Here is a 23537-nt window from a genome sequence, read left to right on the forward strand (position 1 = left end):
AAGTGAATTCAGAACATATATTGGAAATACTTGCAAGTGAATATCCCGACGCAAAGTGCGAGCTAAGCCACAATACTCCATTCGAGTTGCTTGTGGCTACGATACTCTCCGCCCAATGCACTGATGTAAGGGTGAACATTATAACGAGCGACCTTTTTAAGATGTACAACAAGCCGGATGATTTTGCATCTATGGAGCTTGAGAAACTCGAGGAGCTCATAAGGAGTTGCGGATTTTACAAGAATAAGGCAAAAAACATAATAGGTGCATCTCAGATGATAATAGAAAGTTTTGCAGGCAATGTCCCTGACAGGATCGAAGAGCTTTTAAAGCTGCCCGGCGTAGGCAGAAAAACAGCAAATGTAGTCTTAAGCAATGCGTTTTCAAAGCCGGCGATAGCTGTTGATACTCATGTTTTTAGGGTTTCAAAGAGAATAGGCCTGGCATCCGGCAACACTCCAGACGAGGTTGAAAGGGAGCTTATGAAAGCAATACCAGTGAGTATGTGGTCACTTGCACACCATCTGCTTATATTTCATGGAAGAAGAAGATGCGCAGCGAGAAAGCCGCTGTGCGAAGGGTGCTGCATAAGTCAATTCTGCAAATACTATAACAAAGGGAGGAAACAGAGTTGAATAAAAAGCTGCTTATTGCAATAATAGGCATAGTCCTAGCCCTGCCCATAATAACAATTTCTACGATCCACCATTCTTTTGGCAATTCAGGACTCATAGCAAAGGGCGTATATATAGACAAGGTATATGTGGGAGAAATGGACAAAATTGCGGCGGCAAAGGCCGTTGAAGGAAAGTATTCGATAGACAAGCTTGAACTCACGCATGGCGAAAAGACATATGAAATAACGCCGCAGGAGCTGGGCTTCAAAATAGACACTGAAAAAGCGGTCGGCAAGGCATATATATACGGCAGAGAAAGTGTAATGGAGTATATTGGATCGCTCACAGGCAAGAGCCTGCATATAAAGCTGAATTCGGAGTATTCTCCCGAGCTTGTAGCAAGTGTTGTGGGTAATATTTCAAAGGACATAGACTATTCTCCAAAGGATGCGACCATAAGGATATCCGGCGGCAAAGCCAGCTTCACAAGGGAAGCAGACGGGCTTGAGGTTGAAAAGGAGAAGCTCACGGGTATGATAGAATCTGTACTCAGATACGAATCTGCAGAAAAATCAATGCAGATACCAACAAATGTGCTGAGCGCCGCAATAAAGTATGACCAGATAAAAGGCATAAGCACAGTGCTTGCAGCCCATTCCACAAAGTACAATGCTTCAAACGCGGAAAGGTCTGAGAATCTAAGGGTTGCTTCAAGCAGCGTTAGTGGGCATGTTGTAATGCCCGGAGATGTTTTTTCGCTCAATGCGGTTACAGGCAAAAGAAGCATTCAAAACGGATACAAGATGGCGCCTATCATAGTAAAGGGCAAGATTGAAGACGGCCTTGGCGGAGGGGTTTGCCAGGTGTCCACGACTCTTTATAATGCAGTAATCAGGACGGGCCTTGATATTGTGGAAAGAAGAAACCATTCTATTCCTTCTTCGTATGCAGACATGGGGCTTGATGCTACAGTTTCCTACGGAAGCATAGATTTCAAGTTCAAAAATACTCTCAAAAATCCAGTGTATATAAACATAGCTCCTTATGGAGGCACAATCACAGCCCAGATATATGGATATCCTGAAGACAGGAGAATTGTTAAGATTGAAACGCAGTTGATTGAAAAAATAGAAAGAGGAGTTGAAACAAAATACGACGCCCAACTTGCGGAAGGCAAGCAGCGTATAGAGGACAGCGGAAGGGACGGCTTCAAGGTCAAGGCGTACAGGACATTTATTGATGGTAGCGGCAAAAAACAGCAGCTCTCCAGCGATTACTACCCTCCTGCTAAAAAGGTGATAGTTATAGGGACTAAGAAGGCGGAGGCGCAGGAAAACCAGGAGCAAACTGAAGCAGCAGAGTCACATACCAATTTGTAGCATGGGGGGAAGCTCTAAAATTGAACGGTAACATTGAAGAACTATACGATAAACAGGTATATTGTCCGGTGTGCAATGAAAAATTCAGCACAAAGAAGCTCAGGCGTTCAGCTATGAGAGTCCAGAGTACCGATGCGGACTTTTGCGTTCACTACAATTCGGAAAACCCATATTTTTATGCACTCTGGGTGTGCAGGAAATGCGGTTATGTTGAGTTTGAAAACAGGTTTGAAAGCATAAGCAAAGCAGGGGCAGACAAAATAAAAAAAGAGGTTACGCCCAAATGGACTCCAAGAGATTATGGAGGCAAAAGAGATATAGCACAAGCCATGCAAATATACAAGCTGGCGCTGTATCAGGCGGAGCTTCTTCAAAAGGAATATTCTAACAAGGCCGTACTGTGCCTTATGATAGCATGGCTTTACAGGTATGAAAACGACACTGCGAGCGAAACGAGATTCATGAAATCTGCGCTTGAGCTTTATGCTAAAGCATATTCGGCTGAAGATTTCCCAATAGGCGGTATGGATTCAGCAAAGCTTTCATACCTCATAGGGGAGTTAAACAGAAGATGCGGAAATTTTCGGGAGTCGATTAAATGGTTTGACAAAGCGATTAACGACCCAAATGTAAAAAAATCAATTCATATAAAAAAGAAAGCCAGAGAGCAGTGGCATAAAGCTGCAGAGTATTACAAGGCGGCAAAGCCTGCCGAATAACAAAGTTGGGAGTTGATTTGCTAGTATGCCTTTAAATATAGTGCTTGTGGAGCCTGAAATTCCTCAAAACACAGGAAACATAATAAGAACATGCGCCGTAACAGGTGCAAAGCTGCATCTTGTGAGACCTCTTGGTTTTGTAATGAACGACAAGTACCTCAAAAGGGCCGGGCTTGATTATTGGGACATGGTGGATATAAATTACTATGACAGCTTTGAAGAGCTTAAGGTCAGATTTCCTGGTTCGTCATATCACTTTGCCACCACTAAATGCCAAAACAGGCATAGCGATGTCAAATACAAGGACGAGTGCTTTATTGTTTTTGGGAAGGAGACGAAAGGTCTTCCTAAGGAACTTTTGGAACAAAACGCAGATGAATGCATAAGGGTTCCCATGCTTAAAGATTCAAAGGCTAGATCACTGAATCTTTCAAACAGCGTGGCCATAGTCGTGTATGAAGCGCTAAGACAGCTGGGTTATCCTGGATTGGAATAATTGAGAAAGTCGGGGAGAAGATTGATAATGGATATTAAGATTATTTCAGACAGCCTAGCAGACATACCGCAAGAGACAGCCAGGGCGCTTGACATTGAAGTAATGCCACTGACCATAATATTTGATGATGCTCAGTATGAGGATGGAGTTGAAATCACTCCGGCAGAAATGTACAAAAAAATCGAAGCATCAGGCAAGCTGCCCACTTCATCTCAAGTAACACCACAGAAATTTGAAGAAGCCTTCAGGAAATATGTGAATGAAGGCTACACCGTAATATATATAGGTTCCTCATCAAGGGCTTCGGGCACTTTCCAGTCTGCACTGGTTGCAAAAAATGCGGTAGGCAGTGAAGAGGTACACGTTTTTGACACATACCTTTTAAGCTATGCCAGCGGAATGATTGCAGTCGAGGCTGCCAGAATGGCCAAGGAAGGCAAGAATCCAGAGCAGATACTGAAAAGGTCGCAGAGCATGAAGGAACGCATGGGGTGCTTATTTACAGTAGACACGCTTGACTATCTAAAGCGAGGAGGCAGGCTTTCTGCAACAAAAGCCGCAATAGGCACAATACTAAATGTAAAGCCCTTGTTGACACTCGAAGATGGAATAGTAAAGCACCTTAAGAATGTAAGGGGGACAAAAAAGGCTCTTGAAGAGATGTTGGATATCATCATATCGGAAGCGGGAGAATCTCCCGAGCAGATAACGATTTCTCATGGACTTGATATGGAACTGTTCTCGAATTTGCAGGATATGGCGGCCGAGCGCATGGACATGGATAGAATTCAGACATCACAGATAGGGGCTGTAATAGGGATACATACAGGACCAAGCGTAGCAGCAGCTTTTTATCTTAAAAAATAATTTGAAACGCAGCCCTGTTTGCTAAAAATAGCAAACAGGGTTTTTTGTTTTGTTTTATAAACGATATTGATTGAGACAAACTAACTTATATAGTTATTAATAAAAAGATGTTTGAGGGATATCTATAAAGGTAACTATACGTATAGAGAAATTCAATATTCAATTCTAAATCAATTCATTCAATATACATCTAATCTGTAACATTATTATTAACTTCTGAATTATTAAGAGGTAAACGGCAGATTCAAATATATTTTATAATCAAAATGATTCCACGCATTTAAAAAATACAACGCAGGGTATATAACTAATGTGAATTTGTGATTTTTCCATTGAGCAGCATAAATGGATGTAAATAGCTTGAAATTTGTATGAAGGAGGTGCGTGTAAAAAACTATACTGCACGGCTGATTTTGGGATTTTGAAATGAACCAAATTCTTTATAATTATGAGGAGGTATTCTTAAATGCGTTTAGAAATTGGAAATATTTTTATCAAGGACATCCAGTTTGGAGAGCAAACTAAAGTAGAAAATGGGGTTCTTTATGTAAATAAAGACGAAATGATTAAAAAATTAAGCGTAATTGAACACATCAAATCAGTAGATCTTGACATCGCACGTCCAGGAGAGAGTGTGAGAATAACTCCTGTTAAGGATGTTATAGAGCCAAGGGTTAAGGTTGAAGGACCTGGCGGAATATTCCCGGGAGTAATAAGCAAGGTTGAGACTGTAGGTTCAGGAAGAACTCACGTGCTTAAGGGCGCTGCGGTAGTAACAACTGGAAAGGTAGTTGGATTCCAGGAAGGTATAGTAGACATGAGCGGTGTTGGAGCAGAGTATACTCCTTTCTCGAAGACTTTAAACCTTGTAGTGATAGCTGAGCCAGAAGATGGAATAGAGCAGCACAGACACGAAGAGGTTCTGAGAATGGTTGGACTAAACGCCGGCGTATATATTGGAGAAGCTGGAAGAAGCGTAACTCCAGACGAAGTAAAAGTATATGAAACTGATACAATATTCGAAGGAGCAGCCAAGTATCCAAACCTGCCAAAGGTAGGATATGTATACATGCTTCAAACTCAGGGTCTTCTACACGACACATATGTATACGGCGTAGATGCGAAGAAAATAGTTCCAACAATACTATACCCAACAGAAGTAATGGATGGAGCCATACTAAGCGGAAACTGCGTTTCGTCATGCGACAAGAACCCAACATACGTACACTGCAACAACCCGATGGTTGAAGAGCTTTACGCAATGCACGGAAAAGAGATCAACTTTGTTGGTGTTATAATAACAAACGAAAACGTATACCTTGCTGACAAGGAAAGATCTTCAGACTGGACAGCAAAGCTTTGCAAGTTCCTGGGACTTGACGGTGCAATAGTATCACAGGAAGGCTTTGGAAACCCAGATACAGACCTTATAATGAACTGCAAGAAGATAGAAATGGAAGGCGTTAAGACTGTAATATCTACAGACGAGTACGCAGGAAGAGACGGAGCATCTCAGTCACTTGCTGATGCTGATGTTAGAGCTAACGCTGTTGTAAGCAACGGCAACGCCAACATGGTAATAGTACTTCCTCCAATGGACAAGACTATAGGTCACATTCAATACATCGACACTATAGCAGGCGGATTTGACGGTTCGCTAAGAGCTGACGGAAGCATAGAAGTTGAAATTCAGGCTATAACAGGAGCTACAAACGAGCTTGGCTTCGGATACCTATCTGCTAAAGGATACTAAATCCAAATTAAAAATTCAACAGAGCAAAAGAAATTTGTTAAGTTAAATAATTAAAAAATAACCATATAAAGGAGAGACTTTGGTATGTCAATATTTGACGGCAAAAAAGTCATCATAATCGGTGACAGAGACGGAATACCAGGTCCTGCTATGGCAGAATGTCTAAAAGGCACTGGAGCAGAAGTGGTATACTCTGCAACAGAATGCTTTGTCTGAACAGCTGCTGGTGCAATGGACCTAGAGAATCAGAATAGGGTTAAGAGCTTTACTGAGCAGTACGGTGCAGAGAACATGATAGTTCTTGTTGGTGCAGCAGAAGCTGAATCAGCAGGACTAGCTGCAGAGACTGTTACAGCAGGAGACCCTACATTCGCAGGACCACTTGCAGGAGTCCAGTTGGGACTAAGAGTATTCCACGCAGTTGAACCGGAATTCAAGGATTCAGTAGACTCAGCAGTATACGATGAGCAAATAGGTATGATGGAAATGGTTCTTGACGTTGACTCGATAATAGCTGAAATGAAGTCAATAAGAGAACAGTTTGGCAAGTATAACGATTAATCTGAGGAGGTAAATAAATACCATGAGCAAAATTAGAGTGGTTCATTATATAAACCAATTCTTCGCAGGTGTTGGTGGAGAAGAAAAAGCTGACATAGAGCCTTTTATAGCCGAGTCGCTTCCGCCAGTTAGCCAGAGCCTTTCAAACCTTATAAAGGATGAGGCTGAAGTTGTAGGAACAGTAGTTTGCGGAGACTCATACTTCGGAGAAAACCTTGTAGAAGCTAAAAACAGAATACTTGAAATGATCAAGTCTTTCAATCCGGACATAGTAGTAGCAGGACCAGCTTTCAACGCAGGAAGATACGGTGTTGCAGCTGCAACTGTAACTAAGGCTGTTCAGGACGAGCTTGGAATACCAGCAGTAACTGGTATGTACATCGAAAACCCAGGCGCTGACATGTTCAAGAAATACGCATACATCATATCTACTGGAAACTCAGCTGCAGCAATGAGAACAGCTCTTCCAGCAATGGCTAAGTTCGCTATGAAGCTTGCTAAAGGCGAAGAAATAGGCGGACCAGTTGCAGAAGGATACATCGAAAGAGGTATCAGGTTTAACATGTTCAAAGAAGACAGAGGAGCTAAGAGAGCTGTCGCTATGCTTGTTAAGAAGCTTAAAGGCGAAGAGTATGAAACTGAGTATCCAATGCCTTCATTCGACAAGGTTGAGCCAGGAAAAGCTATAAAAGACATGTCTAAAGCTAAAATAGCCATAGTAACTTCTGGTGGTATAGTTCCAAAAGGAAACCCAGACAGAATAGAGTCTTCATCAGCTTCTAAGTATGGCAAGTATGACATACAAGGAATAGATGATCTTACTTCAGAAGGCTGGGAGACAGCTCACGGCGGACACGACCCAATCTACGCTAACGAAGATGCAGACAGGGTTATACCAGTAGACGTGCTTAGAGACATGGAGAAAGAAGGCGTAATAGGCGAGCTTCACAGATACTTCTACTCAACAACTGGTAACGGTACTGCTGTTGCAAGCTCTAAGAAATTCGCTGAAGAATTCACTAAGGAACTAGTAGCAGATGGCGTTGATGCTGTTATACTAACTTCTACATGAGGCACTTGTACTAGATGCGGTGCATCTATGGTTAAAGAAATAGAAAGATCTGGAATACCAGTAGTTCACATAGCTACAGTTACTCCAATATCTCTAACAGTTGGAGCCAACAGAATAGTTCCAGCTATAGCAATACCTCACCCACTTGGAAACCCAGCTCTTTCTCATGAAGAGGAAAAAGCTCTTAGAAGAAAGATAGTTGAAAAGGCTCTTGAAGCCCTTCAAACCGAGGTTGAAGAGCAGACGGTATTCGAAAGAAACTATTAATATGAAACAATCTTAAATTTTATATTATAATTAAATGTAGAGCCTTAAGGCTCTACATTTTTGTGTCCGGGGTGAAAATATTGAAATTCATAGAAAATTCATTTATTCCGCAAGGGAATGCAACAATGTTCATAATAGACAGCAGGACTCCCGATGAGGCGAAAGATATGCTCGTAAAACGCGGCCAGATTATTGAAACTAAGCCGTCTGAAAATACATATGCGGCGATATCGGGACATCCTGACATATCGGTTTGCCATCTTGGGGGCAGGGAAATTGTGGTTGCTCCAGATTCATTTGAACACTACAAAGAATTGCTTTCCATATACGGCTTCAATGTGATATGCGGCAGGAGCGAACTGCAGCACAGCTATCCCCATAATATTCAGTATAACGTAGCTTTTGTGGGGAAACATGCAATTCACAACTTCAGGCATACAGACACTGTTATACTAGAGCACATACGAAAAAATGGATATGTCCTGGTGGATGTCAAGCAGGGATACAGCAAATGCTCGACATGCGTAATAGACGGGAACTCGATTATCACTTCGGATGAGGGAATACACAGGGCCGCAATGAATTTTGGAATTGAAAGCCTCCTGATTGAAAAGGGCGGAATAAGCCTTGAGGGATTTGAATACGGATTTATAGGTGGATGTTCAGGCCTTATATCAGAGAATGAGATTGCATTTATAGGAGATTTAACGGAACACGCTTGCTATAGAGCCATGAGAGAATTTATAGAAAAAAGAAATAGAGAGATAGTGATTCTTGGAGAATTCAAGCTTGCTGATTATGGATCAATAATACCTTTGCTCGAGGAGCAGCCTAAGTATATTTAATAAGCGATATGCATAAACGAATAAATCGCAAAATTCACACTGCACCAATACACCTTGAAAATACACAATAAACTTCATGACACGGTATAATTATATGCGAATGAATGATAAAAAATACAATCTGATAAAAATTTGACAAAAAAATATATTCGCTATAAAATATATTTAAATACAGGCATGGAGATGGTTTTGATGGATAATTTCCTCGAAGTTGTAAAATCAAATTGCAGGGGATGCTATAGGTGTGTAATGACGTGCCCTGTGAAGGCAGTGAAAATAGAAGAGGACAAAGCTGAGATAGTCGATGAGCTTTGCATATCGTGCGGCAATTGTTACAGGGAATGCCCGCATGACGCTATAAGGATCATGTCCGACATTGGCCAGGTGAGGGAGTATATACGGCTTAACTACAAGGTTATAGCCTCTGTTGATCCTCATATTGTGTCTGATTTCAATGGTATGGGCAAAGGCAAGTTTATAGCAGCTCTCAAGGCTCTGGGGTTTTATAGAATTGAAGATACAAGCATGGCGGCATATACCGTGATGGAATTCTCAAAAAGCTACATCAAAAAAAATCAGGTAAAGGGCAATGCGGCGGTTTTCATATCATCGTACTGCAACTGCTCTACACAGCTTATAAGAAAATACAACGAAGAGCTGCTTGAACATATAATACCAGTAGATTCCCCAATGGTAGCTCATGCCAAGTTTCTCAAGGAAAAATACGGCAGGGACACAAAGGTTGTACACATAGGACCGTGCATATCCAGGAAAGTGGAGTCCATGGAGTCGCAAAACCGTGACTATATAGACAAGGTGCTTACCTTCAGTCAAGTGATTGGATGGATTCACTCCTCGGGTATAGCATTGCGAAATCTCGAAGACAAGGATTTTGACGGCAAGACGGCAAAGGAAGGCTGCGTGCAGTACAATCCGCTCAGTGTTGAAGCGCCCGAGGGCGAAGTGATCGGAATAGATGTAAGGGGTATAAGGGAGTGCAAGGATTTCATAAGCTCCATGAAAAGAGACGAACTCAAGGGAATATGCGTAAGCATAGGCACTTGCACTGGAGCATGTGCTGGTGGACCGGATTACAAGCACAGGCAGGGAGTTCTCTATAGAAAGCAAAAGCTTAAAGAGTTTGAGGCTGAAGCAGATGAAATTTCAGACATAAGTGAATTGGACAGCACATACAGAAACTTAAACATTGTCAGGCAGTTTTCTCCTATAAAGCTGAAAACTATAAAGCCTGCTGAGCGCGAAATAAAACAAGCTCTTTGCAGCATGGGCAAAAACAGCGAAATAGAGGAGCTTGACTGCGGAGCCTGCGGATATAAAACTTGCAGGGAGAAGGCTATAGCCATATGTAAAGGCATGTCAGAACCTAAAAACTGCAGGATATTCATGCATGAAAGGCTCAACAGGATGAGCAACAAGGTTTTTGAACTGAGTCCCAACTACATTGTCATAGTGGGCGAGGATTTTAGGATAATTGATATTAACGAAGCGATGATAAAAGTAATTGGAGAAAGCAAGGAGCGGCTTATAGGCTCATATATAGGAGACTATATGGACATAAAGGATTTTGTGGAGGTCCTGTACAGCAAACAGGACATAATTTCCCAAAAATCCAGATGGGAGAATTTTGATAAGGACATCATCGAAAACATGATATACCTGACTGAAAGAAAAGCAATATTCGCCATACTCAATGACAACACCAAGGAAGAAAGCCAAAAACGCATGATTCAGGAGATGAAAATCAGGACAATAGATATAAGCCAGAATCTAATAGAAAAGCAAATGAGGGTTGCCCAGGAAATAGCTTCGCTGCTTGGCGAGAGCACGGCGGAAACAAAGATAATTCTCTCAAGCCTTAAGGAGCTTGCACTCAAAGAACAGGAATACTATTAAAGTAGAGGCTGATGTAAATGAAGAGAACATTTGACAAAAGTGAACCGAGATTTATAGATGTTGCATGCCTTAACCTGAGCAAGTTGGGAGAAGAACTGTGCGGAGACAGTATCGAGATGGTAAGATATGAGGATGGAGTTATGGCAGTCCTTTCAGATGGTCTGGGTTCAGGTGTCAAGGCCAACATACTCTCGACGTTGACATCAAAAATAGCTATTACTATGCTTAAGAGCGGTTCTGCCATAGAAGAGGTTGTAAACACTATAATCAACACTCTTCCGGTTTGCAGAGTGAGGAATCTTGCGTATTCCACATTTACCATAATACACATGCTCAATTCGGGCAAGGTATACATCGCCAATTTCGACAATCCGGAGATAATACTCAGAAGGGGCAAGGAGTCGAGCCTTATTAGGGGTGAAGAGGTAATAATAGCTAACAGAAAGGTAAGAGAGAGCGAGTTTGAGCTCGGCGACGGAGATACGATCGTAGCTATAAGCGATGGGGTGGCTCACGCGGGGATAGGGGCCATGCTTAACTACGCATGGGGCACAGAAAACATATCGAATTATGTGGCAAAAATACCAGGCAGCATCAGTGCTATAAATACGGCCAAAAGGATTATATCAACATGCAACCATCTATATGAGGAAAAGCCTTATGACGATGCCACCGTTATTGTCATGAAATATGTAAGGCCAAAGCATGTTACATTGTTTACAGGGCCGCCGCTGAGCGTAGCGGATGACAAGACCATAGTTAAAAAGCTCACATCGACATACGGCAAAAAAGTGGTCTGTGGCGGAACTGCGGCTCAGATAGTCGCAAGAGAAATAGGCCAGGACATAGAGGTAGACACCGAAAATATCAATGCCGACATTCCGCCGATAGCCTATATAAAAGGCATAGACCTGGTGACGGAAGGCGTACTCACACTGAAAAAAGCGCTTGATATACTCAAAGAATATAATAACGATATAAGGCATATTGATGAATTTTTTAAAAATGACAAGCATAAGAACGGAGTATATCTGCTGCTCAAGGTATTGCTTGACGACGCAACCCATATAAATTTCATTATAGGAAGAAGAATAAATCCGGCGCATCAAAATTTTGATTTTCCTGAGGAATTGACATCCAAATTGGATATAATAAAAGAAATAAAGCAAGAGCTTAAGAAGCTCGGTAAAGTAGTGACTGCTGAATACTACTAAACCAAATAAGCCACCTGCCAGGTGGCTTTTTTAAAAGGTGGTGTTTTTTATGGCTGAAAATAGTTCTAATAGAATGGATGTGTGTAAAAAACTTGAGGAACTGCATGGATATTTACATATTCCAGGAGAGTTGCTAACCCCTGAAAATGGCGAAAGAAAATCTTTTGAAAGCTTTATGCTGGAACCGCGTGTTGAAAAATCACTCAAAAGGCTCAATCCCTGGATGGACAGTGAGAGTATTGCAGCTGCTATTAAAAGGATTGAATCTCCGCGGGAGGATAAGAATATATCGCTTGACGCATTAAATGAGTCTATGTATGACATAATGGTGAATCATATAATAAGCATTGAAAGCAGAGATGAAGCAGGAAGGCTCGTTCAAAGAAAAGTTGAATTTTTAGATTTTGAAGAACCTCAAAAAAACGAGTTCATTGTCAGCGAGGGTTTCAAAATAACAATTGACGGAAAAACAACGGAATATGACACAATGATTTTTATCAACGGCATACCCATGATCATGTTTGAAAAAAGAAAAAGCTCACATAACATAGTTGCTGACGAGTGGATATACAAGTCGGATGTTTACAAGAGGCTGTTTTCGGAGCTCTATTCGTCAAGAGGGATTTCTGCGTGCAGCATGCTTTGCATAATCATGACAAGAGAAAATGCGTATGTAGGAACCGTTACTGACAGGTGTGTGAATTTCAAGAGATACTGCGGTCTGGCAGACACGGATGAGTTTTTCGAGCCCTTTAAAAAAGCCATGCTGGTAAATATAATCAAAAACCACATATGGTATGAGTACGACCTTAAAAGCGGCAACAGGAGAAAACGTGTTTGCAGTTTTAAGCATATCAAGACTGTAGAAAGGCTCTTTGACAATGCAGCCTACTCGAAAAACACTCTTGCGCAGAGTTTTTACGGAACAGACAACGGTATAATCGCAACGCACACACTGCTTAGGATGACAAACAGCAGCATATTCAGAAAATGGAGGATATGTGTGCTTACAAAGCGGAGTGACATAAAAAAACGTGTAGAAAGGAGCATACCCCTTTCAAAAGAGAACATACGTCTGATTAGAAAATTTGGAGAATTTGTCAGAACCAGCATGGACGCAACAGATGAGCATACCTGCATTGTAATAAGTGACGGCATGGATGTAGACGTCGAGATTGCAGTCAAATCATATGCAGAGGATATCTCGGGAGTTGACAATGTAGTCTTTATTTTTGACAGCCTGGATGAATTTGCAGATAAAGCAAAGCAACTCAAGCAATATTTCAAAAAAGGAGTTTTTATGGCTGTTTCAGACATGCCAAAGGAACTTCTGGATGAGGAATTGAGGAGTATTTTTGAAGAGGATGCATGCTCGTATGACGCAGCCAGTGCGCTTGAAGACGACGCTATCGTAAAAACTCTGGTAAGGGACTCAAGGGACTACAGAGCCTTGCCAATCGAAGACAAGATACAAAAGATATTCAACCACTACATGAATGTGATTTATCCGCAGGAGTTCAAGGCGTGCGTGCTTTGCGAGGATGAACAGGCGGCGCGCAAATATTTCAGGACTTTAAGAAGAATCATTTCGGAGACTCCAGGCTGCGACATAACAGTAAAGGAGCTTAGCTCAACAATGAGCGAGCTGGAAAAAGCAAACCTGCTCAAGGACTTCAGGGAGCCGCTTAAAATCGACAAAACGGGCATACTGGTTACAGACCAGGTTGTACCGGGATACATCGAGCAGCCGTATCTTGCGATTGTATACTGCGACAAGGTGCTAAGTGAGACTAAAGACATATTAAGGGCAGTTGCAATGGGAAGCTCGGGGTATTCCTATAAAGAGTTTTTTATGTTTTTCGATATTTCAAGTGAAGCCAGCAGCAGCTGGATTTTGAACGCTGTCAGAAAATATGGAGATTTTGCGGTGCCATACGAGGCTGTATACAGGGAGATTAAAGACGTTCAGGAGGAAATCAATACTATACTTGAGGGAACTGGTATTGACGAGGCTGACAGGATAATAAAGCTGATGGAATCCGAAACTAAAAGGGCCGACTTTGAGAAGGCCTACAGAAGTTATGCGGCTCTTGTAGAACAGATAGCAGGTGAAGAGGATTCGCCGGAATATGAAAAATATTTGAAAGAGCTCTCTTCTTTGAGGGCTCAAATAAAGGCCGCGTTTTCGCCGCAAGGAAGTCTGGATATGGATTTTCTGGGGCGCTCTACCCGCAGGCTTTTGAGTGAATATGCAACTAGTTCGCAGTTGTATGAGATAATGACCCCAATTAGCATATATGACAGTAATTTTGAGCGCAAAATGTCAATGCTCGGGAATGCGTCCAGGGCTTATTCTATGGAAAATGCCCTCAGGGCAGCCATAGAGCTGAATATAGGCAAGGATATGGAGTTGCATGACAAGCTTCTGAGAAAACTTGAAATGATACTGGTAGATACCCATGACAACTGGATAAAACGGGTGCAGCAGCTCGAAGGTTTTTTGAAGGAGGATTTCGAGGATGAAATGATGAGGGCCAGAAAGCTGGGGGTGCCGGTTCAGGCACTGCAAGTTCTCGACATAATCTCGCACTGGCTGGACTGTTCGCAGGAGGAGCAGCTTGATGTTGCGGTAGATATCAACACAGGTATATCCATGCTGGTGGAGAAGAATTTTGTGCCAAAATGGGCAATACAAGAGGAATTAATAGGCACGATAAAGGATGGCATCAGGAAGCTCATCGCGGTAAGGCACGGCAACAGGTTTAAGAAAGAGTCGGTAGCAATATTGGCAAACCAGCTTTTCGAATTTACAGTGAGAAATTACAGCACACTCGAAAACATAGTTGAAGTAAAAGAAATAAGCATAGAGGAGTTCATAAAGCGTGATAAAAAATAGGTTTTGCTAAAGCAACTATAGACTTGCCTTATGCAATCCGACATTGCAATAAAAAATTGACATAATAAACGGCTGATGATATAGTGAGATTAAGTAAATTTAATTTTTGACAAGGCGGTGATTAGTTTGAAAATAACTATAGATGACGCAGCTGTAAACACTATACTTGAGGTCATAGGACAAAATCCTGACCAGCCGGGCAATGTAAGGATATATGTTGCTGGAATGGGTTGAGGCGGCCCTACTTTTGGACTTGCTCTGGATGAGCAAAAGGAAAACGATGAAGTAAACACTGTCAACAATGTCACTTTCGTTGTTGAAAGCGATGTTGTAAAGCAGTTTGGAGGATTCGCAGTAGAGTCGATGGGCTCAGGCTTTAGAGTAGTACCGGAAATACAGCCTGAATCTGGATGCGGCTCTTGTGGCGGAAGCTGCGGCTAAAAAATATCGGATTTTTAATACCCGGACGAGAGTTCCGGGTATTTTTATGAGTATAAATGTGCATATGGACGCGATAGTTCTATTTGTAGTATTATACAATATAAAGATAAAGCCACATAAATAATGGGGGTGAAGAAATGCAGAAGATTTTTTTTCTGGGCGCAGTGGGCGCAGTTATTGGGTGGATTACGAATGTACTTGCAATAAAGCTCATATTCAGGCCAATCAGGCCTGTTAGGATTCCTCTTACGGGATTTGCAATATGGGGGCTGATTCCCAAAAGGCGCGAGGAGATAGCACATTCAATAGGCCTCGTAGTAGAAAGAGAGCTGCTTTCAATAGAGGAGATAGTAGACAAGGTCATCAAGGAAGAGGACAAGGCCAACATAATAAAAGCCATAAAGCTCAGAATAGGGCTTATAATAGACGAAAAGCTCCCTTCGATCATACCTTCCACGCTCAAATCTATGATAAGAGAGTATGTAGACAACACTGTTGAGAAGGAGGCTGGCGGCCTCATTGAGGATCTGAGCCAGAACCTTGTGCACAGGGCCACTTCAAGGATAAAGCTCGGCAACATGGTTGAGGAAAAGATAAACGCTTTCGACCTTGCAAAGCTGGAGGAAATCATAATAAGCATATCCAAGAAAGAGCTAAAGCACATAGAGGTGCTTGGCGGGGTTCTGGGCCTTTTGATAGGCTTGATTCAAGGGGTTATAGTTGTATATTTCATGTAGAGTAGGCAACATATATTAAATTCAAAAAAATAAGTCTGCCGGATTGAATTTCTTCGGCGGACTTATTTTTTGAGCGTATCTCTGTATCTTAGAAGGAACGATCCCATGTCGTCTGCTGCGCATGAAAGCTGGTTGAGTATTCGAAGGTAATCCTGTATTGCAGGGCTGTCTGTGTGGGTGGAATACCGCATCTGATGATCGATCTCGCTCCAGGCTTCTTCAAATATTGTTCGGACTTGAATTTCAGCAAGAATAGAGGCATCCTTTTTGCCTGAATTGAGCTTTATGACATAATGAACCGACTGGTAGCCCAGATCGTGGGGTATGATTTCGCAGCCTCTTTTTTCAAACGCGTCGATGATTGCATTGGGCTCGCCCGATCTCACATTGGCATGAGGCTTTTCGAAGAGGCTCCATTTTGATTTGATGAAGTCGTCTATGACATCCCACTCCTCTTTGAAAAGGTGGATTATCCGGGCGCCTATTAGGTCTGTGACCTTTTGGCTGTAGTTGAGCTTGTCTATATAGAGCTCGGGTCTGTGCAGTTTTTTTCGTATTATCTTTTCTATCAGATGCTCTGGCTCTTTTATCCTGAATTTAACAGAATGAGCCTTGGGCGCCTTCATAAGCATAGAAGACAGGTATTCGGCGGCATATTCAAGCTCGCTTAAGGTGCCCACATAGCTTTCATATATGGACGTGAGATCTTCCCAGTATATCCCGGCTTTATCGAGCAGAGAGTCGCTTAGGTGGTACTTTTCGAAGAATTCGTTTTTATCCATGACATTCACCTCGGACATACAATATATATGATAACTATACCCAAAACTTTAGATTAAACCAAAAAAGATAGTATTGACAAAAGCTGAATTTGATTATATATTTACCTTAATATACAAATCCAAAAAGCTACTGCTTTGAAGAGGAAGAGTAAAGCGTTCCCAGTCAAAAGAGAGAAGGCGCCACCGGCTGAAAGCACCTTTAGTTATGGACGTTTGAAAACTGCCTTGGAGCAGGGACATTAGTAGCGTCAGTGAAAATGTCTTCGCATGTCAGCGTTAAAGGCAAAGAGATGGCCTGCTAATTGGCGGCCAAATTAGGTGGAACCGCGAGTAGAACCCTCGTCCTATGTATTTTTTAGGACAAGGGTTTTTTGTTTTCGTAAAAAAGTCGCAAAATATATATTGGGAGGTAATCGCATGGGAATAAATGTAATTTTAAAAGACGGATCTGTAAAGGAATTTGAAAAAGGCACAACTCTGTATGAAGTTGCAAGCTCAATAAGCGAAGGCTTTGCAAGGAACGTAATAGCAGGCGTGGTCAATGGAGTAGAAGTCGGAATTGGCTACAAGCTGGAAGAGGATTCAAAAGTCAACTTCCTGATGTTTGATGACGAGGAAGGCAAGGAGATATTCAGGCACACAAGCTCGCACATTCTTGCGCAGGCTGTTAAAAGGTTGTATCCGAATGCAAAGCTTGCCATAGGGCCTGCAATAGACAACGGATTCTATTACGATATAGATCTTGAGGAGAGAGTGACTCCAGAGATACTTGAAAAGATTGAAGCAGAGATGAAAAAGATTACAAAGGAAGACCTTAAGATAGAAAGCTATTCGCTTCCGAGAGAGGAAGCCATGAAACTGATGCAGGAAATGGGAGAGGACTACAAGGTCGAGCTTATAAGAGATCTTCCGGAAGACTCTGTCATTTCATTCTACAAGCAGGGCGAGTTTGTGGACCTGTGCAGGGGACCACACCTTCCTTCTACTAAAAAGGTAAAGGCTTTCAAGCTGCTCAGCATTGCAGGTGCATACTGGAGAGGTGACGAAAAGAACAAGATGCTCCAGAGGATATACGGCACATCATTCGAGAAGAAAAAAGACCTGGATGACTATCTCAATATGCTTGAGGAGGCCAAGAAAAGAGACCACAGGAAGCTTGGCAGGGAGCTTGAGTTGTTCATGATTTCAGAAGTCGGCCCTGGATTTCCATTCTTTCTTCCAAAAGGCACAGTGCTCAAAAACAAGCTGCTTGAATACTGGAGAGATGTACACACTAAGGCTGGCTATGTCGAGATAGAGACTCCTATAATACTAAGCAAGGAGCTTTGGGAAACATCAGGCCACTGGCATCACTACAAGGAGAATATGTACACACTTCAGATAGACGGTGAGGACTATGCCATAAAGCCTATGAACTGTCCTGGAGGAATGATTGAATACAAGTCCAGAATGCATTCATACAGGGACTTCCCAATAAGGGTTGGCGAGATAGGAAGAGTCCACAGGCATGAGCTTTCAGGAGCGCTTCACGGCCTTATGAGGGCAAGGGCGTTCACTCAGGACGACGCCCACATATTCATGCTGCCAGAGCAGATAAAGGACGAAATCAAGGGCGTAGCAAGGCTTATAGACGATGTATACAAGACTTTTGGCTTCAAGTACCATGTCGAGCTTTCTACAAGGCCTGAAGATTCCATGGGAACAGACCAGGAGTGGGAAATAGCTGAAAACGGACTTAGGGAAGCCCTCGAAGAAATGGGACTTGAATACAAGCTCAACGCAGGCGACGGCGCCTTCTACGGACCTAAGATAGACTTCCACCTTCAAGACTGCATAGGCAGGACATGGCAGTGCGGCACAATACAGCTTGACATGCAGCTTCCTCAAAGGTTCGACCTGACATACGTGGGAAGCGACGGAGAAAAGCACAGACCGGTCATGATACACAGGGTTGCGTTTGGAAGCATTGAAAGGTTCATAGGCATACTCATAGAACATTTTGCAGGCAAGTTCCCTGTATGGATAGCTCCGGTTCAGGTTAAGATACTCCCTATATCAGACAAGTTCCTTGACTACGCCAAAAAGCTGCGCGAGGACATGTTCTCTCAGGGGATAAGGGTGGAAATAGACAGCAGGGCGGAAAAGATAGGCTACAAGATAAGAGAAGCACAGCTTGAAAAGGTGCCTTACATGATTGTAGTCGGCGAGAAGGAAGCTGAATCGGGCAATGTGTCAGTACGCTCAAGGGACAAGGGCGAGCTTGGCGCGATGGAAACAGCTGACTTTATTGAAATGGTGCAGCAAGAGGATAAAAGCAAGACTATGAATGAGCAATAAACCAGACGCAATAATTTAATTATTGCATCCTTAATTTGTTGACAAGACGTAAAAATGGTGGTATGATTATAAATGTTGAAAATAAAGTAGGAGCTTCCGCTTCTCACCTTGCACCAAGGGCAGCAGGGTCAATACACAAGTTTGAATTATTTCGGTGCAGGCTATTTGATGCTTGCTGAAGAAGATGTATTTTGTGTATATGCGGATAGCTTTTGCTATCCGCTTTTATATTTTATGGTTATATAATGGGAATCGGGGGTGTTCATTATTAAGGATCTACAAATCAATGAACAGATAAGAGACAAGGAAGTAAGACTCATATCTGATACTGGCGAGCAACTAGGCATAGTGGCAACAAAAGAGGCACAGAGAATTGCAAATGAAAAGAATCTGGATCTTGTAAAAGTCTCGCCTGGAGCGAAGCCTCCGGTTTGTAAGCTTATTGATTACGGCAAGTACAAATACGAGCTTGCCAAAAAGGAAAAAGAATCCAAGAAGCATCAAAAAATTATAACAATTAAAGAAATAAGACTCAGACCGAGGATTGAAGGACACGATCTTGAAACCAAGGCTAAAATGGCCGCCAAGTTCCTTGAAAAGGGAGACAAGGTGAAGGTTGTTGTCAGGTTCAGGGGAAGAGAGCTAGGACACAGAGAGCACGGTCTTGAGATAGTTGAGAAGTTTGCTGAAATGCTATCCGATTTTGGTGTTTATGAGAGTAAGCCAAAATTTGAAGGAAATAATTTAGTTGCAGTACTTGAACCAAAAAACCAGTAAGACAATTGAGAGGAGGAAATTAGCATGCCAAAGATGAAAACTCATAGAGGAGCAGCTAAGAGATTTAAAAAGACAGGAACTGGTAAACTCAAGAGAAATAAAGCGTTTAAGAGACACATCCTTACAAAAAAATCTGCTAAGACTAAGAGAAATCTTAGAAAAGCTGGCATAGTAAGCGACGGCGACATGAAGAGAATAGCTGTTCTATTACCTTATCTTTAATATTAGTTTTTAAAAAGGAGTGAAAAAGACATGGCAAGAGTTAAAAGAGGAGTTAACACTCGTAGAAGACATAAAAAAATACTAAAGCTTGCAAAAGGATTCAAAGGTGCTAGAAGTAAACTCTTCAGACCAGCAAACGAGTTTGTGCTTAAGGCGCTTAGACATGCATATGTAGGCAGAAAGCTTAAGAAAAGAGATTTCAGAAAGCTTTGGATAACAAGAATAAATGCTGCAACAAGAATGAACGGAATGTCATATTCTAGATTCATAAGCGGCCTTAAGCTTGCTGACGTTAACATAAATAGAAAAATGCTGTCTGAAATGGCTATACATGATCCAGAAGGATTCAAGCAGCTTGTTGAAACTGTAAAGCAAAAGCTTAACGCATAAATAAAATATGCAAGCCTCTTAAATAAAACGGAGGCTTGTTTTTTATTTATTTGTGTTATATATTTTGTATAGCGTTAACATTTAGAATAAGAGGCAATTCAAAGATTAAACTTAGTTTAAACGCCGCGTCTTTAATCTACATATAATATATCTCTGACAATAAGAGGTGAAATGATTGGCTAGCATAATAAAGAAAAGGGAGAAAAAGGCAAAGGCGCTTTCGCCGGCGCAGATAGTCGTCGTAGGATTTGCGATTACAATACTTTTAGGCGCGATGCTTTTAAACTTCCCTTTTGCAAGCAAGAGCGGCAAGAGCATAGGCTTTGTTAATGCACTCTTTACCGCCACATCGGCCACATGCGTTACAGGGCTTGTAGTTGTCGACACGGGAACATACTGGACCAATTTTGGGAAAGTAGTAATAATAGGCCTGATACAGGTTGGTGGGCTGGGTTTCATGTCCTTGGCGACACTTTTTTCCATGCTTTTGGGCAAGAAGATATCTCTTCGCGAAAGGCTTATAATACAAGAATCGCTAAACCAAAATGACCTTGCGGGTCTTATCAGGCTGACAAGACATATACTCTTTGGCACATTCATAATAGAAGGCGCAGGTGCGCTGCTGCTTGCCAGCGTTTTCATACCGGAAAATGGGATTGCCAAAGGCCTGGCCTATGGAGCATTCCACTCCATATCGGCATTTTGCAATGCGGGATTCGATCTAACAGGAAATGGAAGATCACTCGTGCCGTATGTAGACAATGTTACGGTGAACCTGACAATATGTTCACTTGTAATACTTGGCGGCCTGGGCTTCACCGTTATTGCCGATGTGCTGCAAAAAGGAAAAGCACAAAGGCTTGCTCTCCACTCTAAGATAGTGCTGACAATGACTTCGATACTGTTAGCAGCAGGATTTGTGCTGTTTTTTGTGTTTGAATCAGGCAATCCGTCTACACTGGGAGGGCTTTCGGCAAAGGGCAGGGTGTTGGCGGCTCTGTTTCAGTCCGTGAGCCCGAGAACGGCAGGCTTCAATACCATAGACCTTGCTGCCATGACTGACAGTTCAAAGCTTCTAACAATTATACTCATGTTCATTGGGGGATCGCCGGCATCTACGGCTGGTGGAATAAAGACATCCACTTTTGCACTGCTGGTGATTGCGATAATAACTCTCATAAAAGGCCGGGAGCATGTGGAAATTTACAGAAGGAATATATCGTATTCAGCCGTAACCAAGTCGCTGGCAGTTTTCGGACTTGCCATGACTCTTGTAGTCACTGTAACCATGATACTGAATATTACTGAGAAATTCGACTTCTTGGACATACTATTTGAGGCGGTATCGGCATTTGGAACAGTCGGGCTTACATTGGGAATAACATCAGGCCTTACAGTTATAGGGAAGCTGGTGCTTATATTTACAATGTTTGCAGGAAGGGTTGGAGCGCTTACTATACTAATAGCCCTTGCCAGCAGAGAGAAAAAGACGTTGATTAAATATCCTGAAGGCAAAGTGATAGTAGGGTAGAAAGGGGATATACCATGAAAAGGCAGTTTGCAGTAATAGGGTGCGGAAGGTTTGGTGCTTCGCTTGCAAGGACTCTTTATGCTCTCGGGCAGGAGGTCATGGTGGTGGACAGGAGCGAGGAAAGAATACAAAGCATATCTGACTTTGTAACATATGCAGTCCAGGCTGACGCCACTGACGAGAAGACTCTTAAATCACTGGGAATAAGGAATTTCGACACGGCCGTCATCAGTATAGGCTCGGACATACAGTCTTCGATAATGGCTACGCTGATGACAAAGGAATTGGGTGTCAAGTACGTGCTTTGCAAGGCTCAAAACGAGATGCAGGCAAAGGTGCTCTACAAGATTGGAGCTGACAAGGTTGTTTTCCCTGAAAGGGACATGGGGGTCAAGGTTGCCCACAATCTGGTTTCGCAGAATGTGCTTGAATACATAGAACTGTCTCCGGACTTTTCTATAGTGGAGATAGTTGCTCCGAGAAAATGGGTTGGAAAAACCATGAAGGACTTGGATTTGAGGGCTAAGCTTGGCATAAACGTAATGGCGGTCAAGCATCCCTATGGAATAACGATATCTCCGCCAGCCGACAAGGTTTTAAATGGTGACGACATTCTGGTTGTAGTTGGCAGGAGCGACGTCATAAACAAGATAGAGGCAATGGAATAAAATGTATATTGAGATAAAGAGTAAGGACAACGAGAAGTTCAAGTATGTAAAGTCACTTCTGAAAAAGAAGCACAGAAATCTGGAAAAGAAGTTTATAGTCGAGGGCCACAGGATAATAAAGCAGGCACTCGAAGTCGAGGCTGAGGTTGAAACTGTGATGTTCATTGAGGATTATCTCAGGAATGATGGGCACGAGCAGCTTCTTATGCACCTGAGCGAAGGCGGAGTTAATATATTCAAAGTGACAAAGGCCCTGTTTGATGAGCTTACTGATACCCAGCATTCGCAGGGGATAGTCGCGGTAGTCAGAGCTAAAGAGTACACTCTCGAAGCCGAGCTGCCAAAAGCAAGATTCGCGCTCGTGCTTGATAGGATACAAGATCCTGGCAACATGGGGACCATAATAAGGACTGCTGATGCGGCAGGGGTTGATGTGGTTGTGCTGCTCAAGGGCTGCACGGATCCATACAGTTCGAAGGTGCTCAGATCCACCATGGGCTCTGTGTTTAATATGAAGCTCTTGTTTGCAGACGAAAGCAAGGTGGCTGTGGAGCTTATAAAGCAAAGTGGCTTTACGCTGGTCTCGAGCATGCTCGATACTAGCACATACTATGATGAAATCGAGTTTCCCCAAAAGACGGCTCTTGTCATAGGAAACGAGGGCAGCGGCATAGAGGATTGGATTCTAGAAGAGTCGGGCGTGCATGTGAAAATACCCATATACGGTAGCGCTGAGTCGCTTAATGCAGCTATTGCTGCGGGAATTTTAATGTACAGGATAGCAGGATTCATATATTGTAAATAAAAATGCTATATGTTATAATTACAGCAAATTGATAAATCAAATGCTATGAAAAAGAGAGTATCCGATGCATTTTTGAACAAGAGAGGAGCTGCCGCAGGCTGCAAGCGCTCCCAAGAAGCTTCGGAGAAGTTCGCTTTTGAGCATCAGGGCTGAACCTTAGTAAGCCTTGACGTGGGGTGCGCGTTACGCCCTTGGAGTGGCCTTGTTGCATAAAACTGCAGGGCTATTAGAGTGGTACCGCGAAGAG

At 42.5% G+C, this 23537-nt stretch carries 21 protein-coding genes and 2 other annotated features (1 of these 23 cut by a window edge); of the genes, 20 read left to right on the top strand and 1 reads right to left on the bottom strand.

Annotated features, from left to right (window positions below; all coding sequences use genetic code 11):
- The first annotated feature begins 2 nt into the window (after nt 1-2).
- From nth to EAL2_RS04420, 13 genes are all read left to right on the top strand, one after another.
- On the top strand, nt 3-635 hold the full coding sequence (gene nth, locus EAL2_RS04345) for an endonuclease III (RefSeq protein ID WP_330375801.1): 633 nt from the start codon (nt 3-5) through the stop codon (nt 633-635).
- Nucleotides 632-1996: a VanW family protein gene (locus EAL2_RS04350; RefSeq protein ID WP_025435189.1), complete on the top strand. Its 1365-nt coding sequence runs from the start codon at nt 632-634 to the stop codon at nt 1994-1996. Before nth ends, EAL2_RS04350 begins: the two co-directional genes overlap by 4 nt.
- Before the next feature lie 20 nt (nt 1997-2016).
- Nucleotides 2017-2715, top strand: a complete 699-nt coding sequence (locus EAL2_RS04355) for a DUF2225 domain-containing protein (protein ID WP_051489080.1) — start codon at nt 2017-2019, stop codon at nt 2713-2715.
- Between the two features lie 25 nt (nt 2716-2740).
- Nucleotides 2741-3211, top strand: a complete 471-nt coding sequence (trmL, locus tag EAL2_RS04360) for a tRNA (uridine(34)/cytosine(34)/5-carboxymethylaminomethyluridine(34)-2'-O)-methyltransferase TrmL (RefSeq protein ID WP_025435191.1) — start codon at nt 2741-2743, stop codon at nt 3209-3211.
- Between the two features lie 27 nt (nt 3212-3238).
- Entirely contained in the window at nt 3239-4078 is an 840-nt protein-coding gene (locus EAL2_RS04365; protein ID WP_038601759.1) for a DegV family protein, read from the top strand.
- Between the two features lie 466 nt (nt 4079-4544).
- Nucleotides 4545-5831, top strand: a complete 1287-nt coding sequence (locus tag EAL2_RS04370) for a glycine/sarcosine/betaine reductase component B subunit (protein WP_025435193.1) — start codon at nt 4545-4547, stop codon at nt 5829-5831.
- A gap of 84 nt (nt 5832-5915) precedes the next feature.
- Complete coding sequence (gene grdA, locus EAL2_RS04380) at nt 5916-6392, top strand: glycine/sarcosine/betaine reductase complex selenoprotein A (protein WP_084480923.1); 477 nt, start codon at nt 5916-5918, stop codon at nt 6390-6392.
- Nucleotides 6393-6414: 22 nt separating this feature from the next.
- Nucleotides 6415-7731 (top strand): glycine reductase complex selenoprotein B, encoded by a 1317-nt coding sequence (gene grdB, locus EAL2_RS04385; protein ID WP_084480926.1) that lies wholly within the window; start codon nt 6415-6417, stop codon nt 7729-7731.
- A gap of 71 nt (nt 7732-7802) precedes the next feature.
- Complete coding sequence (locus EAL2_RS04395) at nt 7803-8576, top strand: DUF6873 family GME fold protein (protein ID WP_158408890.1); 774 nt, start codon at nt 7803-7805, stop codon at nt 8574-8576.
- A 192-nt stretch (nt 8577-8768) separates the two neighbouring features.
- Nucleotides 8769-10490 (top strand): [Fe-Fe] hydrogenase large subunit C-terminal domain-containing protein, encoded by a 1722-nt coding sequence (locus EAL2_RS04400; protein WP_025435199.1) that lies wholly within the window; start codon nt 8769-8771, stop codon nt 10488-10490.
- 17 nt (nt 10491-10507) lie between these two features.
- Nucleotides 10508-11704 (top strand): SpoIIE family protein phosphatase, encoded by a 1197-nt coding sequence (locus EAL2_RS04405; RefSeq protein ID WP_025435200.1) that lies wholly within the window; start codon nt 10508-10510, stop codon nt 11702-11704.
- 49 nt (nt 11705-11753) lie between these two features.
- A complete protein-coding gene (locus EAL2_RS04410; protein ID WP_025435201.1) occupies nt 11754-14600 on the top strand; it encodes a type I restriction endonuclease in 2847 nt (948 codons plus the stop codon).
- Between the two features lie 578 nt (nt 14601-15178).
- On the top strand, nt 15179-15778 hold the full coding sequence (locus EAL2_RS04420) for a DUF445 domain-containing protein (RefSeq protein ID WP_025435202.1): 600 nt from the start codon (nt 15179-15181) through the stop codon (nt 15776-15778).
- A 62-nt stretch (nt 15779-15840) separates the two neighbouring features.
- Here the strand turns inward: EAL2_RS04420 and EAL2_RS04425 are convergent, their stop codons facing one another.
- Nucleotides 15841-16560: a RelA/SpoT domain-containing protein gene (locus EAL2_RS04425; protein ID WP_158408892.1), complete on the bottom strand. Its 720-nt coding sequence runs from the start codon at nt 16558-16560 to the stop codon at nt 15841-15843.
- A 126-nt stretch (nt 16561-16686) separates the two neighbouring features.
- Nucleotides 16687-16910, top strand: a binding site (T-box leader).
- Nucleotides 16911-16977: 67 nt separating this feature from the next.
- Between EAL2_RS04425 and thrS the strand changes: the two genes are divergently transcribed.
- The 7 genes from thrS (at nt 16978) to EAL2_RS04460 (ending at nt 23290) form a co-directional block, all read left to right on the top strand.
- The gene (gene thrS, locus EAL2_RS04430; RefSeq protein ID WP_038601763.1) at nt 16978-18897 is read left to right on the top strand and encodes a threonine--tRNA ligase; all 1920 of its coding nucleotides are present in this window, start codon (nt 16978-16980) and stop codon (nt 18895-18897) included.
- Between the two features lie 258 nt (nt 18898-19155).
- Nucleotides 19156-19674, top strand: coding sequence for a translation initiation factor IF-3 (gene infC, locus EAL2_RS04435; RefSeq protein WP_456299449.1), 519 nt, complete (start codon nt 19156-19158; stop codon nt 19672-19674).
- Between the two features lie 24 nt (nt 19675-19698).
- Nucleotides 19699-19896: a 50S ribosomal protein L35 gene (gene rpmI / locus EAL2_RS04440; RefSeq protein WP_025435205.1), complete on the top strand. Its 198-nt coding sequence runs from the start codon at nt 19699-19701 to the stop codon at nt 19894-19896.
- Between the two features lie 30 nt (nt 19897-19926).
- Nucleotides 19927-20286, top strand: a complete 360-nt coding sequence (gene rplT / locus EAL2_RS04445) for a 50S ribosomal protein L20 (RefSeq protein WP_025435206.1) — start codon at nt 19927-19929, stop codon at nt 20284-20286.
- 175 nt (nt 20287-20461) lie between these two features.
- A complete protein-coding gene (locus EAL2_RS04450; RefSeq protein ID WP_330375803.1) occupies nt 20462-21817 on the top strand; it encodes a TrkH family potassium uptake protein in 1356 nt (451 codons plus the stop codon).
- Between the two features lie 14 nt (nt 21818-21831).
- Nucleotides 21832-22485 (top strand): potassium channel family protein, encoded by a 654-nt coding sequence (locus EAL2_RS04455; RefSeq protein WP_025435208.1) that lies wholly within the window; start codon nt 21832-21834, stop codon nt 22483-22485.
- A 1-nt stretch (nt 22486) separates the two neighbouring features.
- On the top strand, nt 22487-23290 hold the full coding sequence (locus tag EAL2_RS04460) for a TrmH family RNA methyltransferase (RefSeq protein WP_025435209.1): 804 nt from the start codon (nt 22487-22489) through the stop codon (nt 23288-23290).
- 36 nt (nt 23291-23326) lie between these two features.
- Nucleotides 23327-23537, top strand: a binding site (T-box leader) (it continues 21 nt past the right edge of the window).

It is taken from the genome of Peptoclostridium acidaminophilum DSM 3953, assembly GCF_000597865.1.
Taxonomy (GTDB): Bacteria; Bacillota; Clostridia; order Peptostreptococcales; family Peptostreptococcaceae; genus Peptoclostridium_A; species Peptoclostridium_A acidaminophilum.

What these genes read in the sequence shown, in the direction of transcription:
- trmL (WP_025435191.1), top strand. Translation starts at nt 2,741, where the DNA reads ATGCCTTTAAATATAGTGCTTGTGGAGCCTGAAATTCCTCAAAACACA.
- EAL2_RS04420 (WP_025435202.1), top strand. Translation starts at nt 15,179, where the DNA reads ATGCAGAAGATTTTTTTTCTGGGCGCAGTGGGCGCAGTTATTGGGTGG.
- rpmI (WP_025435205.1), top strand. Translation starts at nt 19,699, where the DNA reads ATGCCAAAGATGAAAACTCATAGAGGAGCAGCTAAGAGATTTAAAAAG.
- thrS (WP_038601763.1), top strand. Translation starts at nt 16,978, where the DNA reads ATGGGAATAAATGTAATTTTAAAAGACGGATCTGTAAAGGAATTTGAA.
- EAL2_RS04405 (WP_025435200.1), top strand. Translation starts at nt 10,508, where the DNA reads ATGAAGAGAACATTTGACAAAAGTGAACCGAGATTTATAGATGTTGCA.
- EAL2_RS04455 (WP_025435208.1), top strand. Translation starts at nt 21,832, where the DNA reads ATGAAAAGGCAGTTTGCAGTAATAGGGTGCGGAAGGTTTGGTGCTTCG.
- EAL2_RS04400 (WP_025435199.1), top strand. Translation starts at nt 8,769, where the DNA reads ATGGATAATTTCCTCGAAGTTGTAAAATCAAATTGCAGGGGATGCTAT.
- EAL2_RS04365 (WP_038601759.1), top strand. Translation starts at nt 3,239, where the DNA reads ATGGATATTAAGATTATTTCAGACAGCCTAGCAGACATACCGCAAGAG.
- EAL2_RS04410 (WP_025435201.1), top strand. Translation starts at nt 11,754, where the DNA reads ATGGCTGAAAATAGTTCTAATAGAATGGATGTGTGTAAAAAACTTGAG.
- EAL2_RS04370 (WP_025435193.1), top strand. Translation starts at nt 4,545, where the DNA reads ATGCGTTTAGAAATTGGAAATATTTTTATCAAGGACATCCAGTTTGGA.
- EAL2_RS04425 (WP_158408892.1), bottom strand. Translation starts at nt 16,560, where the DNA reads ATGGATAAAAACGAATTCTTCGAAAAGTACCACCTAAGCGACTCTCTG.
- EAL2_RS04460 (WP_025435209.1), top strand. Translation starts at nt 22,487, where the DNA reads ATGTATATTGAGATAAAGAGTAAGGACAACGAGAAGTTCAAGTATGTA.
- rplT (WP_025435206.1), top strand. Translation starts at nt 19,927, where the DNA reads ATGGCAAGAGTTAAAAGAGGAGTTAACACTCGTAGAAGACATAAAAAA.